Source organism: Streptomyces sp. NPDC015345, from assembly GCF_043078805.1.
In the GTDB taxonomy this organism is placed as follows: Bacteria; Actinomycetota; Actinomycetes; order Streptomycetales; family Streptomycetaceae; genus Streptomyces.
The window spans coordinates 170,738-183,665 of sequence record NZ_JBIBTX010000009.1; the positions used below are offsets into that span (position 1 = coordinate 170,738).

Annotated in this window: 14 protein-coding genes; 11 read left to right on the forward strand and 3 right to left on the reverse strand. The window is 71.3% G+C overall.

The genetic code is table 11. From position 1 onward, the window contains the following. The first annotated feature begins 88 nt into the window (after positions 1 to 88). Both ACF062_RS32205 and thiD read left to right on the forward strand, forming a co-directional pair. A complete protein-coding gene (locus ACF062_RS32205) occupies positions 89 to 1,057 on the forward strand; it encodes a thiamine-phosphate kinase (protein WP_392143145.1) in 969 nt (322 codons plus the stop codon). After that, positions 1,054 to 1,848 carry a bifunctional hydroxymethylpyrimidine kinase/phosphomethylpyrimidine kinase gene (thiD, locus tag ACF062_RS32210; protein WP_392143146.1) on the forward strand — a complete coding sequence of 265 codons (795 nt, stop codon included), beginning with the start codon at positions 1,054 to 1,056 and terminating at the stop codon, positions 1,846 to 1,848. The genes ACF062_RS32205 and thiD overlap by 4 nt, the downstream gene beginning before the upstream one ends. 115 nt (positions 1,849 to 1,963) lie before the next feature. Here thiD and rpmB read toward each other — a convergent pair whose 3' ends face one another. Further along, entirely contained in the window at positions 1,964 to 2,149 is a 186-nt protein-coding gene (gene rpmB / locus ACF062_RS32215) for a 50S ribosomal protein L28 (RefSeq protein WP_016642993.1), read from the reverse strand. Positions 2,150 to 2,388: 239 nt separating this feature from the next. Between rpmB and ACF062_RS32220 the strand changes: the two genes are divergently transcribed. The 9 genes from ACF062_RS32220 (at position 2,389) to mutM (ending at position 11,543) form a co-directional block, all read left to right on the forward strand. Further along, positions 2,389 to 4,101: a DAK2 domain-containing protein gene (locus ACF062_RS32220; RefSeq protein ID WP_392143147.1), complete on the forward strand. Its 1,713-nt coding sequence runs from the start codon at positions 2,389 to 2,391 to the stop codon at positions 4,099 to 4,101. Positions 4,102 to 4,161: 60 nt separating this feature from the next. Further along, the gene (gene recG / locus ACF062_RS32225; protein WP_392143148.1) at positions 4,162 to 6,390 is read left to right on the forward strand and encodes an ATP-dependent DNA helicase RecG; all 2,229 of its coding nucleotides are present in this window, start codon (positions 4,162 to 4,164) and stop codon (positions 6,388 to 6,390) included. A gap of 19 nt (positions 6,391 to 6,409) precedes the next feature. After that, on the forward strand, positions 6,410 to 7,039 hold the full coding sequence (rsmD, locus tag ACF062_RS32230; protein ID WP_392143149.1) for a 16S rRNA (guanine(966)-N(2))-methyltransferase RsmD: 630 nt from the start codon (positions 6,410 to 6,412) through the stop codon (positions 7,037 to 7,039). Between the two features lie 26 nt (positions 7,040 to 7,065). Further along, complete coding sequence (gene coaD, locus ACF062_RS32235; RefSeq protein WP_223779214.1) at positions 7,066 to 7,545, forward strand: pantetheine-phosphate adenylyltransferase; 480 nt, start codon at positions 7,066 to 7,068, stop codon at positions 7,543 to 7,545. Positions 7,546 to 7,656: 111 nt separating this feature from the next. Then, positions 7,657 to 8,727, forward strand: coding sequence for a cell division initiation protein (locus tag ACF062_RS32240; RefSeq protein ID WP_392143150.1), 1,071 nt, complete (start codon positions 7,657 to 7,659; stop codon positions 8,725 to 8,727). A 110-nt stretch (positions 8,728 to 8,837) separates the two neighbouring features. Further along, a complete protein-coding gene (locus ACF062_RS32245; RefSeq protein ID WP_392143151.1) occupies positions 8,838 to 9,548 on the forward strand; it encodes a YceD family protein in 711 nt (236 codons plus the stop codon). 2 nt (positions 9,549 to 9,550) lie between these two features. Next, the gene (gene rpmF / locus ACF062_RS32250) at positions 9,551 to 9,724 is read left to right on the forward strand and encodes a 50S ribosomal protein L32 (RefSeq protein WP_026165248.1); all 174 of its coding nucleotides are present in this window, start codon (positions 9,551 to 9,553) and stop codon (positions 9,722 to 9,724) included. Between the two features lie 7 nt (positions 9,725 to 9,731). Next, positions 9,732 to 10,553, forward strand: a complete 822-nt coding sequence (gene rnc / locus ACF062_RS32255; protein WP_392143152.1) for a ribonuclease III — start codon at positions 9,732 to 9,734, stop codon at positions 10,551 to 10,553. A gap of 129 nt (positions 10,554 to 10,682) precedes the next feature. Continuing rightward, positions 10,683 to 11,543: a bifunctional DNA-formamidopyrimidine glycosylase/DNA-(apurinic or apyrimidinic site) lyase gene (mutM, locus tag ACF062_RS32260; RefSeq protein ID WP_392143153.1), complete on the forward strand. Its 861-nt coding sequence runs from the start codon at positions 10,683 to 10,685 to the stop codon at positions 11,541 to 11,543. Here the strand turns inward: mutM and ACF062_RS32265 are convergent. Beyond that, complete coding sequence (locus ACF062_RS32265) at positions 11,516 to 11,896, reverse strand: helix-turn-helix domain-containing protein (protein ID WP_223777013.1); 381 nt, start codon at positions 11,894 to 11,896, stop codon at positions 11,516 to 11,518. The two genes, mutM and ACF062_RS32265, sit on opposite strands and share 28 nt — an antisense overlap. Positions 11,897 to 11,967: 71 nt before the next feature. Beyond that, entirely contained in the window at positions 11,968 to 12,879 is a 912-nt protein-coding gene (locus ACF062_RS32270; RefSeq protein WP_392143154.1) for a CAP domain-containing protein, read from the reverse strand. Between the last annotated feature and the right edge of the window lie 49 nt (positions 12,880 to 12,928).

Sequence of the window (12,928 nt, forward strand, 5' to 3'; positions counted from 1 at the left end):
AGAAGTGGACGGTCACGTCGACCGTACCGATGACGAAGACGGCTCGCGACCGCAAGCCGAGCAGCGTGAAAGGGCATGGTGAGACTCGGTGAAGGGAACCGTGGGCGAGTTGGGGGAGTTCGGGCTCATCAGAGAGCTCACCTCGCGGCTCACCTCCACTCCGGCCGTACGGCTCGGCCCTGGCGACGACGCCGCGGTCGTGTCCGCTCCGGACCGCAGGGTCGTGGCGAGCACCGACATCCTCCTGGAAGGGCGGCACTTCCGCCGCGACTGGTCCACCGCCTACGACGTGGGCCGCAAGGCCGCCGCCCAGAACCTCGCCGACATCGCGGCCATGGGCGCCGTGCCGACCGCGCTCCTGCTCGGCCTGGTGGTCCCCGCCGAACTGCCCGCCAGCTGGCCCACCGAGCTGATGGACGGCCTGCGCGACGAGTGCCAGGTCGCGGGTGCCGCCGTGGTGGGCGGCGACGTCGTCCGCGGCGACACCATCACCGTCGCGATCACCGCCCTGGGCGACCTGCGCAACCACGAGCCGGTCACGCGCGCGGGCGCCAAGACCGGCGATGTCGTCGCCGTCACCGGCTGGCTCGGCTGGTCCGCCGCCGGGCACGCGGTGCTCTCCCGGGGCTTCCGCTCGCCGCGCGCCTTCGTGGAGGCCCACCGCAGGCCCGAGCCGCCCTACCACGCGGGTCCCGCGGCCGCCGGGCTCGGCGCGACCTCCATGACGGACGTGAGCGACGGCCTCATCGCGGACCTCGGCCACATCGCCGAGTCCAGCAAGGTACGCATCGACATCCGCTCCGGAGACGTCGACGTGCCCACGCAGATGAACGACATCGGCCAGGCCGTCGGCGTCGACCCGCTCCAGTGGGTGCTCAACGGCGGCGAGGACCACGCGATCGTGGCGACGTTCCCGCCGGACGTGAAGCTGCCTGCCCGCTGGAAGGTCATCGGCGAGGTCCTCAACCCCTCGGCGCTGCCCCAGGTGACCGTGGACGGCGCGCCCTGGACCGGCAAGGGCTGGGACCACTTCGGGGACAACGGAGACGCGGAGTGAGCGCGCCGCCGCGGGTGCTCACCGTCGCCGGCTCCGATTCCGGAGGCGGCGCGGGCATCCAGGCCGACCTGAAGACGATGCTCGCCCTCGGCGCGCACGGCATGAGCGTCGTCACGGCCGTCACCGCGCAGAACTCCCTGGGTGTGCAGGGCTTTTGGGAGCTACCGGCGGACGCCGTGCGGGCCCAGTACCGCAGTGTCGTCGACGACATCGGCGTACAGGCCGTGAAGACCGGCATGCTCGCCTCGGCCGAACTCGTCGAGACGGTCGCGGAGTTGCTCGCGGGCACGGACGCGCCCGCCGTCGTCGACCCGGTCGGCGTCTCCAAGCACGGCGACTCTCTGCTCGCCGCGTCCGCCCTGGACTCGGTCCGCACGAAGCTGCTGCCGGCCGCCACCCTCGCCACGCCCAACCTCGACGAGGTGGCCCAGCTCACCGGCGTCGAGGTCACGTCGGAGGACGGCATGCGCCGCGCGGCCGCCGCCGTCCTCGCGTACGGACCGCAGTGGGTGCTCATCAAGGGCGGTCATCTGCGGGGTGACGCGGTGGACCTGCTCACCGACGGCTCCGAGGAGCATGTGCTGCGTGCCCCGCGCCACGACAACCGTCACACGCACGGCACCGGCTGCACCCTTGCCAGCGCCATCGCGGCGCAGCTCGCCAAGGGGCAGGACGTCCCGACGGCCGTGGCGGCGGCCAAGGAGTACGTGACGGGTGCGATCGCCGCGGGGTTCGCGCTCGGCGGCGGGATCGGGCCGGTGGATCACGGCTGGCGGTTCCGGGAGGCGTAGGCGTACGAGGGCTGCTTCACGCGGCCCTCACACGCCTGTGCGCGGGGCATACGAAAAAGCCGGCCCCCCGAAGGGGACCGGCAGTTTCAGCAACCAGCTAGGTGCCGCGCTGACGTCAGCGCGAGACCTTGCCGGCCTTGATGCACGAGGTGCAGGCGTTGAGGCGCTTCGGCGTCCCGCTCACCACGGCACGCACACGCTGGATGTTCGGGTTCCAGCGACGGGGCGTACGGCGGTGCGAGTGCGAGATGTTGTTGCCGAAGCCCGGCCCCTTGCCGCAGACGTCGCAGTTGGCAGCCACGGGTCACTCCAAAGACTTCAGATGCACTTACGGTTAATCCCGGCATGCCGAGATCAGTGCAATGATCGAAGTGGCGTTGCCAGGAGGAATGTCCCGATGAGTATCGGGCAACCGGAGCAGCATACAACGACTGCTTCGGTACAACGAAACTACCACGGCTCGCCCGGCCCCCGCCCCGGGCCCCGTGTTCACCCTCGGTCTACGCTGCGTCCATTCCGGATGGTCAAGGAGGCGAACAGGTGCCGCAGAACCTCGACGCGGTCGCGGTGCGCGCCTGGTGCCGACTGGCTCTGGACGCCCTCGGCAGGGCCCGCGAGGAGATCGACTCCATCAACGTCTACCCGGTCGCGGACGGGGACACCGGCACGAACCTGTATCTGACGGTGGAGTCGGCGTCCCAGGCGGTCGACGCGGCCTTCACGGGCCACGACCCGGCCCTGCCCTCACTGGCGGAGACCGTGCGCGCGATGGCGCACGGCGCCCTCATCGGGGCCCGCGGAAACTCGGGCACGATCCTTTCCCAGCTGTTCAGGGGCATGGCCCAGATCCTCGGCGGCCCGGAAGGCGACGAGCGCGCGGAGACCCATGACACGGATCACACCGCTCACGCCGATCAGACCGCTCACACCGATCAGACCGCTCACGCCGATCACGCCGACGGGCACGTCCTGGAGCTCGCCCTGCGCCGGGCAGCCGAGTCCGCGTACGAGGCGGTCGCGCACCCGGTGGAAGGCACCGTCCTGACGGTGGCGACCGCGGCGGCGAAGGCGGCGGGCGCCGCAGGCAGCACCGACTGCGGGACGGTGGCCAGGGCGGCGTACGACGGCGCCTGCGTGGCCCTGGACGCGACGCCGGGGCAGCTCGCCGTGCTGGGGCGCGCGGGAGTCGTGGACGCGGGCGGGCGCGGTCTCGTCGCCGTGCTGGGCGCTCTGGTGCGGGCCCTGTCCGGCGAGACGCTGTCGCACAAGGCCGCAGACGGCGGCCACGCGCGCGTGGAGGCCGCCGAGTGCGAGGAGCTGCCGACCGACGGCGGCGGACCGGCGTTCGAGGTGATCTACCTCCTGGAAGCCGACGACCGCGCGGTCGCACGGCTGCGCGCCCGGCTTGACCGGCTCGGCGACTCCCTCGTCGTGGTCGGCGGCGACGGGCTCTGGAACGTCCACGTCCATGTCGACGACGCGGGCGCGGCCGTCGAGGCGGGCGTGGAGGCCGGCCGCCCGCACCGCATCCGCATCACCCACTTCGGCGTGGGCGACGCGCACACCACCGCGCAGCCGCCCCGGGAGCGTACGCAGCGGGCCATCGTCGCCGTCGTGCCCGGCGAGGGCCTCGCCGGGCTCTACGCCGAGGCCGGGGCGACCACCGTGCCCACGCGCGTGGGGGAGCCTCCCGCGAGCGGCGAGCTCGTCGACGCCATCCGGCGGGCCCACGCGCGCGAAGTGGTACTGCTGCCCAACGACGCCGAGCTGCGCCACACCGCGGCCGCCGCGGCGGAACAGGCCAGGACCGAAGGCGTGCGCGTCGCCCTGATCCCCACCCGCTCCGCGGTCCAGGGCATCGCCGCCCTCGCCGTGCACGCGCCGGACCGCCGCTTCGACGAGGACGTCGTCGCCATGACGTCGGCGGCCGGCGCGACCCGCTACGGCGAACTGGCCGTCGCCGAGCGGCAGTCCTGGACCATGGCGGGCATCTGCCAGGCGGGCGACGTCCTCGGCCTGATCGACGGCGACGTCGCGGTGATCGGTTCGGAGGTCGCCCCCACCGCCGCCTCGGTCCTGGACCGCATGCTGTCGGCGGGCGGCGAGATGGTCACGCTCGTGCTCGGCGAATCCGTGCCCGACGCGGTCGCCGAGCGGCTGGAGAAGCACGTGCGCGACACGTACCTGGCCGTCGACACGGTCGTCTACCGCGGCGGCCGCCAGTCCGCGCTGATGCTGATCGGCGTCGAGTAGGCCCCGGCCAACCAGCAGTTCCGCGGGACCTGCGACGGATTGTCAGTGGCGTGGTGTGCAATGGATCTCGTGCCCGCGCTCGATGAACCCCTGAAGAAAGTGGTCGGACCCGCCACCGCGAAGGTGATGGCCGACCACCTCGACCTGCACACGGTCGGCGACCTCCTGCACCACTACCCGCGGCGGTATGCCGAGCGGGGCGAGCTCACCCGCCTCGCCGACCTCCCGCTGGACGAGCACGCCACGGTGGTCGCCCGGGTGGAGAGCGCACGCATCCTGAAGTTCAACGGCGGCCGCGGCCAGCGCCTCGAAGTCACCATCACCGACGGCAGCGGCCAGGTCCAGCTCGTCTTCTTCGGCCGTGGCATCCACAAGCCCCACAAGGACCTGCTCCCGGGCACCCGCGCGATGTTCGCGGGCAAGGTCTCGGTCTTCAACCGCAAGATGCAGCTGGCCCATCCCGCGTACGAGCTGCTGCGTGCCGACGGCGACCAGGTCGGCGAGGCCGTCGGCAACTGGGCCGGTGCCCTCCTGCCCATCTACCCGGCCACCGCCAAGCTGGAGTCCTGGAAGATCGCCAAGTCGGTCGACATGGTCCTGCCCAGCGCCCAGGAGGCCGTCGACCCGTTGCCGCCCTCCCTGCGCGACGGCCGCGCCCTCATCCCGCTCCCCGAAGCGCTCCTGAAGATCCACCGGCCGCACTCCAAGGCGGACATCGCCGCCGCCCGCGACCGCCTGAAGTGGGACGAGGCCTTCGTCCTCCAGGTAGCCCTCGCCAGGCGGCGGTACGCGGACGCGCAACTGCCCGCCGTGGCCCGCAGGCCCAAGCAGGGCGGCCTCCTCGACGCCTTCGACGCCAAACTGCCCTTCACCCTCACCGAGGGCCAGGAGAAGGTCTCCAAGGAGATCTTCGACGACCTCGCCACCGAACACCCGATGCACCGGCTCCTCCAGGGGGAGGTCGGTTCCGGGAAGACAATGGTGGCCCTGCGCGCCATGCTCGCCGTCGTGGACGCGGGCGGGCAGGCCGCGATGCTCGCGCCCACCGAAGTCCTCGCGCAGCAGCACCACCGCTCCATCGTCGAGATGATGGGCGAGCTGGCCGAGGGCGGCATGCTGGGCGGCGCCGAGCAGGCCACCAAGGTCACGCTGCTCACCGGGTCCATGGGGACCGCCGGCCGCCGCCAGGCCCTGCTCGACCTGGTCACCGGCGAGGCCGGCATCGTCATCGGCACCCACGCCCTGATCGAGGACAAGGTGCAGTTCCACGACCTCGGCCTGGTCGTCGTGGACGAACAGCACCGCTTCGGCGTGGAGCAGCGCGACGCCCTGCGCGGCAAGGGCAAGCAGCCCCCGCACCTGCTGGTCATGACGGCCACGCCCATTCCCCGCACGGTCGCGATGACGGTCTTCGGCGACTTGGAGACCTCCGTCCTGGACCAGCTCCCCGCCGGCCGCTCGCCGATCGCCAGCCATGTCGTGCCCGCCCAGGACAAGCCGCACTTCCTCGCCCGCGCGTGGGAGCGCGTGCGCGAAGAGGTGGAGAAGGGGCATCAGGCGTACGTGGTGTGCCCCCGCATCGGCGACGACATCGACGAACCGGCCGCCCCGAAGAAGGGCGCCAAGAAGAAGTCCGCCGAGGAGAAGGCCGAGGAGGCGGCCACCGCCGAGAAGCGGCCGCCGCTCGCCGTCCTGGAGGTCGCCGAGCAGCTCGCGCGCGGTCCCCTGAGCGGCCTGAAGGTGGAAGTCCTGCACGGGCGCATGCAGCCCGACGACAAGGACGCCGTGATGCGCCGCTTCGCCGCGGGCGAGACACAGATCCTGGTCGCGACGACGGTCATCGAGGTCGGGGTCAACGTCCCGAACGCCACCGCCATGGTGATCATGGACGCGGACCGCTTCGGCGTCTCCCAGCTGCACCAGCTCCGCGGCCGCGTCGGCCGCGGCTCCGCTCCTGGCCTCTGCCTCCTGGTCACCGACATGCCCGAGGCCAGCCCCGCCCGTGCCCGCCTCGGCGCCGTCGCCGCCACCCTCGACGGCTTCGAGCTCTCCCGCATCGACCTGGAGCAGCGCCGCGAGGGCGACGTGCTCGGCCAGGCCCAGTCCGGCGTCCGCTCCTCCTTGCGCATGCTCGCGGTCATCGACGACGAGGAGATCATCGCCGCCGCCCGCGAGGAGGCGGTCCAGGTCGTCGCCGCGGACCCGGACCTGGAGCGCCTGCCGGAGCTGCGCACCGCCCTCGACGCCCTGCTCGACGCCGAACGCGAGCAGTACCTCGACAAGGGGTGAAGCCCGTGCACGCCATATCGTGGAGGCAGCTCACCCATCGGCCAGAAGGAATCAGATGACCCGCGTGATCGCCGGTACGGCCGGCGGACGCCGTCTCGCCGTCCCGCCGGGCAACGGCACCCGCCCCACGTCCGACCGCGCGCGCGAGGGCCTCTTCTCCACCTGGCAGGCCCTCCAGGGCACGCTCGACGGGGCGCGTGTGCTCGACCTGTACGCGGGCTCCGGCGCCGTCGGCCTGGAGGCCCTCTCCCGGGGCGCGGCGCACACCCTGCTCGTCGAGGCCGACGCCAGAGCGGCCCGCACCATCAGGGAGAACGTGCGGGCGGTCGGTCTGCCCGGCGCCGAGGTGAGAGCGGGCAAAGCCGCCCAGATCGTCCAGCAAGGGGCGCCCTCCACCCCGTATGACCTGGTCTTCCTCGATCCGCCCTACGCAGTCACCGATGACGATCTTCGGGAGATACTGCTCACACTCCGCTCGGAGGGCTGGCTCACGGACGAAGCGCTCGTCACCGTTGAACGCAGTACAAGAGGCGGAGAATTCGGTTGGCCGGAGGGTTTTGAGCCCCTCAGGTCCCGTCGCTACGGCGAAGGGACGTTTTGGTACGGTCGCGCCGCCTCTACGTGCGACGACTCAGTGATCGCGCCATGACCGGACCGGAGAGCGAGGGACTCACGTTGCGCCGCGCCGTCTGTCCGGGGTCGTTCGACCCCATCACCAATGGACACCTCGACATCATCGCCCGCGCCTCCAAGCTGTACGACGTGGTGCACGTCGCGGTGATGATCAATCAGTCGAAGAAGGGCCTGTTCGAGATCGAGGAGCGGATAGAGCTGATCCGCCAGGTCACCGCCGACTTCGGCAACGTCGAGGTCGAGTCCTTCCACGGCCTCCTCGTCGACTTCTGCAAGCAGCGCGACATCCCCGCCATCGTGAAGGGCCTGCGCGCGGTCAGCGACTTCGACTACGAACTCCAGATGGCCCAGATGAACAACGGCCTCTCGGGTGTCGAGACCCTGTTCGTGCCCACCAACCCCACCTACAGTTTCCTCTCCTCCTCGCTGGTCAAGGAGGTCGCCGCCTGGGGCGGCGACGTGGCGCACCTGCTGCCGCCGGTGGTCCACGAGGCCCTGGTCGAACGCCTGGGCAAGAAGTGACCCCTCGGCCGACCCGGTGACAGCCCGTCATCCGGTGTCGGGTGGGCGTCCACTGGCCTTACAGTCGTCCCGTCCGTCTCCCAACCAGCTGTAGAGAGTGGCGAGCACACGGTGGACGTGCAGAAGAAGATCGACGAGATCGTCCAGGCGGTCGGCAGCGCCCGGTCCATGCCCATGTCGGCTTCGTGCGTGGTCAACCGCGCCGATCTGCTCTCGATGCTCGAAGAGGTGCGCCAGGCGCTGCCCGGCTCCCTCGCCCAGGCCCAGGAGCTGATCGGCGGCCGCGAGCAGCTGGTCGAGCAGGCCCGCCAGGAGGCGGAGCGGATCATCGAGAGCGCGCACGCCGAGCGCGGCTCCCTGATCTCCGACACGGAGGTCGCCCGCCGCTCGCAGGGTGAGGCCGACCGCATCCTCGCCGAGGCCCGCCAGGCCGCCGAGGAAGTCCGCGCCGAGGCCGACGACTACGTGGACGGCAAGCTCGCCAACTTCGAGGTCGTCCTCACCAAGACCCTCGGCTCGGTCGGCCGCGGCCGCGAGAAGCTCCTCGGCACCGGACCCGGCCTCGACGAGAACGGGTACGAGGACGAGGACGCCCCCGAGCGCAGCCACGACCCGGAGACCCTGCGCCGCAACGCCGACGCGTACGTCGACGCCAAGCTCGGCGCCTTCGAGGCGGTCCTCGCCAAGACCCTGGAGGCGGTCGGTCGCGGCCGTCAGACCCTGCACGGCCGGGCCCCCGCCGATGAGCTCGGCAGCCTCGGCGAGGGTGTCACCACGCAGGGGCACACCACCGACGCCGAGTACCTCGCGGACCTCGCCGCCCCGGCCCAGCAGCAGCCTCCCGCCCCGCAGCAGCCGCCCCAGGCCCCGCCGATCCCGGCCCAGCAGCCCTACGCGTCACAGCCGCCCCAGCAGCAGCCCGACCCGTACGGGTACCAGCAGCAGGACCAGTACGCGTACCAGCAGCCGTACGGCCAGCAGGACCCCTACGCGTATCAGGCCCAGCACCAGCACCAGGACCAGCAGCATCAGTACGGATACGCGCAGCAGGGCCGGCAAGGATACGAACAGCCCCAGCAGCCCCCGTACGAGGCGCCCCCGGCTCTGGAGGAGACCAGCCTCTTCGACACGACCATGATCAGTGCCGAGCAGCTGCGCCAGTACGAGCAGGGGCGGCAGTAGGGGCGTCGGCAGGGGCACCGGGCCGGATTGGGCCGAGAGCGAAAGGTCAAGTATCCTGGCTCTTCGGTCGCGCATACGTCCGCGACTCCGGCTGCCCGCCCACGTGGCACATGTGCCGCATCGGTGCGGCGGCCCTTCCTTTGGACTTCCAGGATTCGAAAGCAGGAAAAGCTCTGAGCACGCGCCTTGATCACCGAAACCCCCTCGTGTTCGACACACACGAGCTGGGTCGGCGTCCTGGTGCCATGCAGCGGCTGACCCGCGAGATCGAGGCGCCCGGCTCGCCGGCCCTCGGGATCGAAGGGGTCATCGGGGTGCCGCAGGGCGCCCCCGTCCAGCTGGAGATCCGCCTGGAGTCGGTCATGGAAGGGGTGCTTGTCACAGGCACCGCCCGTGCATCGGCCGAGGGGGAGTGCGTAAGGTGTCTGGAGCCGCTCGAGCTGGAGCTCGCAGCGGACTTCCAGGAGATGTTCTCGTACCCTGACGCCGACGACCGGGGCCGCGCAGCGGAACCGGCCGACGACGCCGAGGACGATGAGGACAGGCTCTTTCTCGAGGACGGCTTGTTCGACCTCGAGCCTGTGCTGCGTGATGCGGTGGTGCTCGCACTGCCGATGCAGCCGGTGTGCCAGGACGACTGTCCGGGCCTGTGCTCCCAGTGCGGGGTACGGCTCGCGGACGACCCGGACCACCACCATGACGCCGTCGACATCCGTTGGGCGGCACTGCAGGGACTCGCTGGCACCATCCAGGACGGCGAGAAGGACGAGATGAGCGGCGCCGAAGCGGAAGCGGGCGTCGACGAGAAGCAGGAGAAGTAGCCGTGGCTGTTCCGAAGCGGAAGATGTCGCGCAGCAACACGCGCCACCGCCGGTCGCAGTGGAAGGCTGCGGTCCCCACCCTGGTTTCGTGTGAGCGTTGCCAGGAGCCCAAGCAGCAGCACATCGCGTGCCCGAGCTGCGGCACCTACAACAAGCGCCAGGTCCTCGAGGTCTGAGCGGCTGGTGAGAGGCACCGTGTCTAGCCCCAAGAAGGCGGAAGACGCCAAGAAATTGGCGGAGACAACGGCCTCGTCCCACACGCTTCTGGAAGGGCGGCTCGGGTACAAGCTCGAGTCCGCCCTTCTGGTGCGTGCGCTGACCCACCGTTCGTACGCGTACGAGAACGGCGGCCTGCCGACGAACGAGCGTCTGGAGTTCCTCGGTGACTCCGTGCTCGGCCTCGTCGTCACGGACACGCTGTACCGCACCCACCCCGACCTGCCCGAAGGCCAACTGGCCAAGTTGCGGGCCGCGGTGGTCAATTCGCGTGCGCTGGCGGAGGTCAGCCGCGGCCTCGAACTCGGCTCCTTCATCCGGCTCGGCCGGGGCGAAGAGGGCACGGGAGGCCGGGACAAGGCATCCATCCTCGCCGACACCCTGGAAGCGGTGATCGGCGCGGTCTATCTGGACCAGGGTCTGGACGCGGCGGGCGAGCTGGTGCACCGGCTCTTCGACCCGCTGATCGAAAAGTCCTCGAACCTGGGCGCGGGCCTGGACTGGAAGACCAGTCTCCAGGAGCTCACCGCGACGGAGGGCCTCGGCGTACCCGAGTACCTCGTCACGGAGAGCGGCCCCGACCACGAGAAGACCTTTACTGCTGCCGCCCGCGTCGGAGGCGTCTCGTACGGCACCGGCACCGGCCGCAGCAAGAAGGAAGCGGAGCAGCAGGCCGCTGAGTCCGCGTGGCGCGCGATCCGCGCGGCCGCGGACGAGCGGTTGAAGGCGGCGGAGGCCGCTGTCGCTGCCGCGCAGTCCGAGGGGATCGCCGACGCCCCCTCGGCCTGACGGCCGTCTGTCCTTTGGTGCCGGTCACCCCTTCCGGGGGGGTGACCGGCACCGCCATTTCCTCCCCCGCGCGGCATTTGTCCCCGCGCTCCAGTCACCTGCCGCCCCCGACGTCTCCTCGGAGGAGAAATGCCCGAGCTGCCCGAAGTCGAAGTCGTCCGGCGCGGTCTTGAGCGGTGGGTCAGCGGGCGGGTCGTCGGGGACGTGCAGGTGCTGCATCCCCGTGCCGTGCGGCGGCATCTCGCGGGCGGCGAGGACTTCGGGGCCCGGCTGAAGGGGCACCGGATCGGGCTCGCGCGGCGGCGGGGCAAGTATCTGTGGCTGCCGCTCGCCGACTCCGGGCAGTCCGTCCTCGCCCACCTCGGCATGAGCGGCCAGCTCCTGGTGCAGCCGCACGACGCCCCGGACGAGAAGCATCTGCGGATCCGTGTGCGCTTCGACGACGTCCAGAGCACCGAGCTGCGCTTCGTGGACCAGCGGACCTTCGGCGGGCTCTCGCTGCACGACAACACCCCGGACGGGCTTCCGGACGTCATCGCGCACATCGCGCGCGACCCGCTGGACGACGCCTTCGACGACGCGGCCTTCCATCTCGCGCTGCGCCGGCGCCGTACGACGATCAAGCGGGCGCTGCTCGATCAGTCGCTGATCAGCGGCGTCGGCAACATCTACGCGGACGAGGCGCTGTGGCGCGCGCGGCTGCACTACGAGCGGCCCACCGCCACCTTCACCCGCCCCCGCACGGCCGAACTCCTCGGCCACGTGCGGGACGTGATGAACGCGGCCCTCGCCGTTGGAGGCACCAGCTTCGACAGTCTCTACGTCAACGTGAACGGCGAATCAGGCTACTTCGACCGGTCGTTGGACGCCTACGGCCGCGAGGGCGAGCCCTGCCGCCGCTGTGGCACGGCGATCCGCCGCCGTCCGTGGATGAACCGGTCCAGCTATTTCTGCCCGAGCTGTCAGCGGCCGCCGCGCGTCGCGTCGTAACGCTCCCGCGCCCTGAGCACGTCGTCCTGGCGGCTCTCCACGAAGCGGATCAGGGTCAGCAGCCGCTCGGCGATCTCCCGTCCCAGCGGGGTGAGTTGATAGTCCACGCGCGGCGGATTCGTCGGCTGCGCGTCACGCCGCACCAGGCCGTCGCGTTCCAGCGCGTGCAGGGTCTGGGAGAGCATCTTCTCGCTCACGCCGTCGACGCGGCGGCGCAGTTCGTTGAAGCGGAACGTGCCGTCGTGGAGCGCGCCGAGGGTGAGCGCCCCCCAGCGGCCCGTGACGTGCTCCAGCGTGCCGCGCGAGGGGCAGTGCCGCGAGAACACGTCGTACGCCATGTCCGTGGAATCCATGCAGACACCATACTCCGCACAGCGCACACCAGCGGATTGCGCTTACCGGCAGTTAGCGCTTCGGGTGTGGGTCAGAAGCCGAAGTCCTGCGTCCACCAGGGGCCGCCGGGGGCGAAGTGCGCGCCGACGCCCATGGTCTTGTAGTCGCAGTTGAGGATGTTGGCGCGGTGGCCGGGGCTGTTCATCCAGGACTCCATGACCGCCCGGGCGTCGGCCTGGCCGCGCGCGATGTTCTCGCCGCCCAGGTCCGGGATGCCCGCCTTCTCGGCGCGGTCCCACGGCGTCGCGCCGTCCGGATCGGTGTGGCCGAAGAAGTCGCGCTCCGCCATGTCCGCGCTGAACCGGCCGGCCAGCGCGGCGAGCCTGCTGTCGGCGGTCACCGGACGGCAACCGGCCTTGGCCCGCTCCTGGTTGACCAGCGTGAGCACCGCGGCCTCCGCCGCGCTCTCGTCGGACGGACTCTGCGCACTCGCCGGAGGGACCTTCGGCTTCTCCACGGGCGTACGTGAGGGACTCGGCGTCGACGGCACGGGGGCGTCGGGCTTCGGCGCCGATGACGACGGCTTCTCGGACGGCGTCTTCGACGGCGTCCTGGAGGACTTCGGAGCCGCCTCGGTCTTGGACGGAGTGGGCTTCGGGGACTCGGAACGGCCGGTGCCCCGGCTCGGGGACGGTTCACCGCGGTCGGTTTCGCCGCCCGAACCGCCTTGGGCGTCCACCTCGACGGGGGCGCTCGCGGAGCGCACCTCACCCGGCTCGCCGCCACCGTCCAGCCGGAAGCCGTCACCGCCGGGCAGCACCCCCGAGGCGACCGCGACGGCGCCCATCGCGACGGCCGCGGAGACACCGAGCAGGCCCGTGCGCACCGGAGTGAAGGCGCGGCCCTTGCGGCGGTGCGACACCGCCGCCCGGCCGGTCCCGGCCGGGTGCCGCGCAGGGGTGGCGGCTGCCTGCTCAGCGCCGGAGCGTCGGTGGCGTCCCATCTCCTGGCCCTTTCCGTTCTTTTCGATCTTTTGGATCGCTACGAGCTTT

Bases quoted from the DNA above. Each gene is read 5' to 3' on its own strand.
- ACF062_RS32245 (WP_392143151.1), top strand. From the start codon at position 8,838: ATGTGCCGCATCGGTGCGGCGGCCCTTCCTTTGGACTTCCAGGATTCG.
- mutM (WP_392143153.1), top strand. From the start codon at position 10,683: ATGCCCGAGCTGCCCGAAGTCGAAGTCGTCCGGCGCGGTCTTGAGCGG.
- recG (WP_392143148.1), top strand. From the start codon at position 4,162: ATGGATCTCGTGCCCGCGCTCGATGAACCCCTGAAGAAAGTGGTCGGA.
- ACF062_RS32270 (WP_392143154.1), bottom strand. From the start codon at position 12,879: ATGGGACGCCACCGACGCTCCGGCGCTGAGCAGGCAGCCGCCACCCCT.
- ACF062_RS32265 (WP_223777013.1), bottom strand. From the start codon at position 11,896: ATGGATTCCACGGACATGGCGTACGACGTGTTCTCGCGGCACTGCCCC.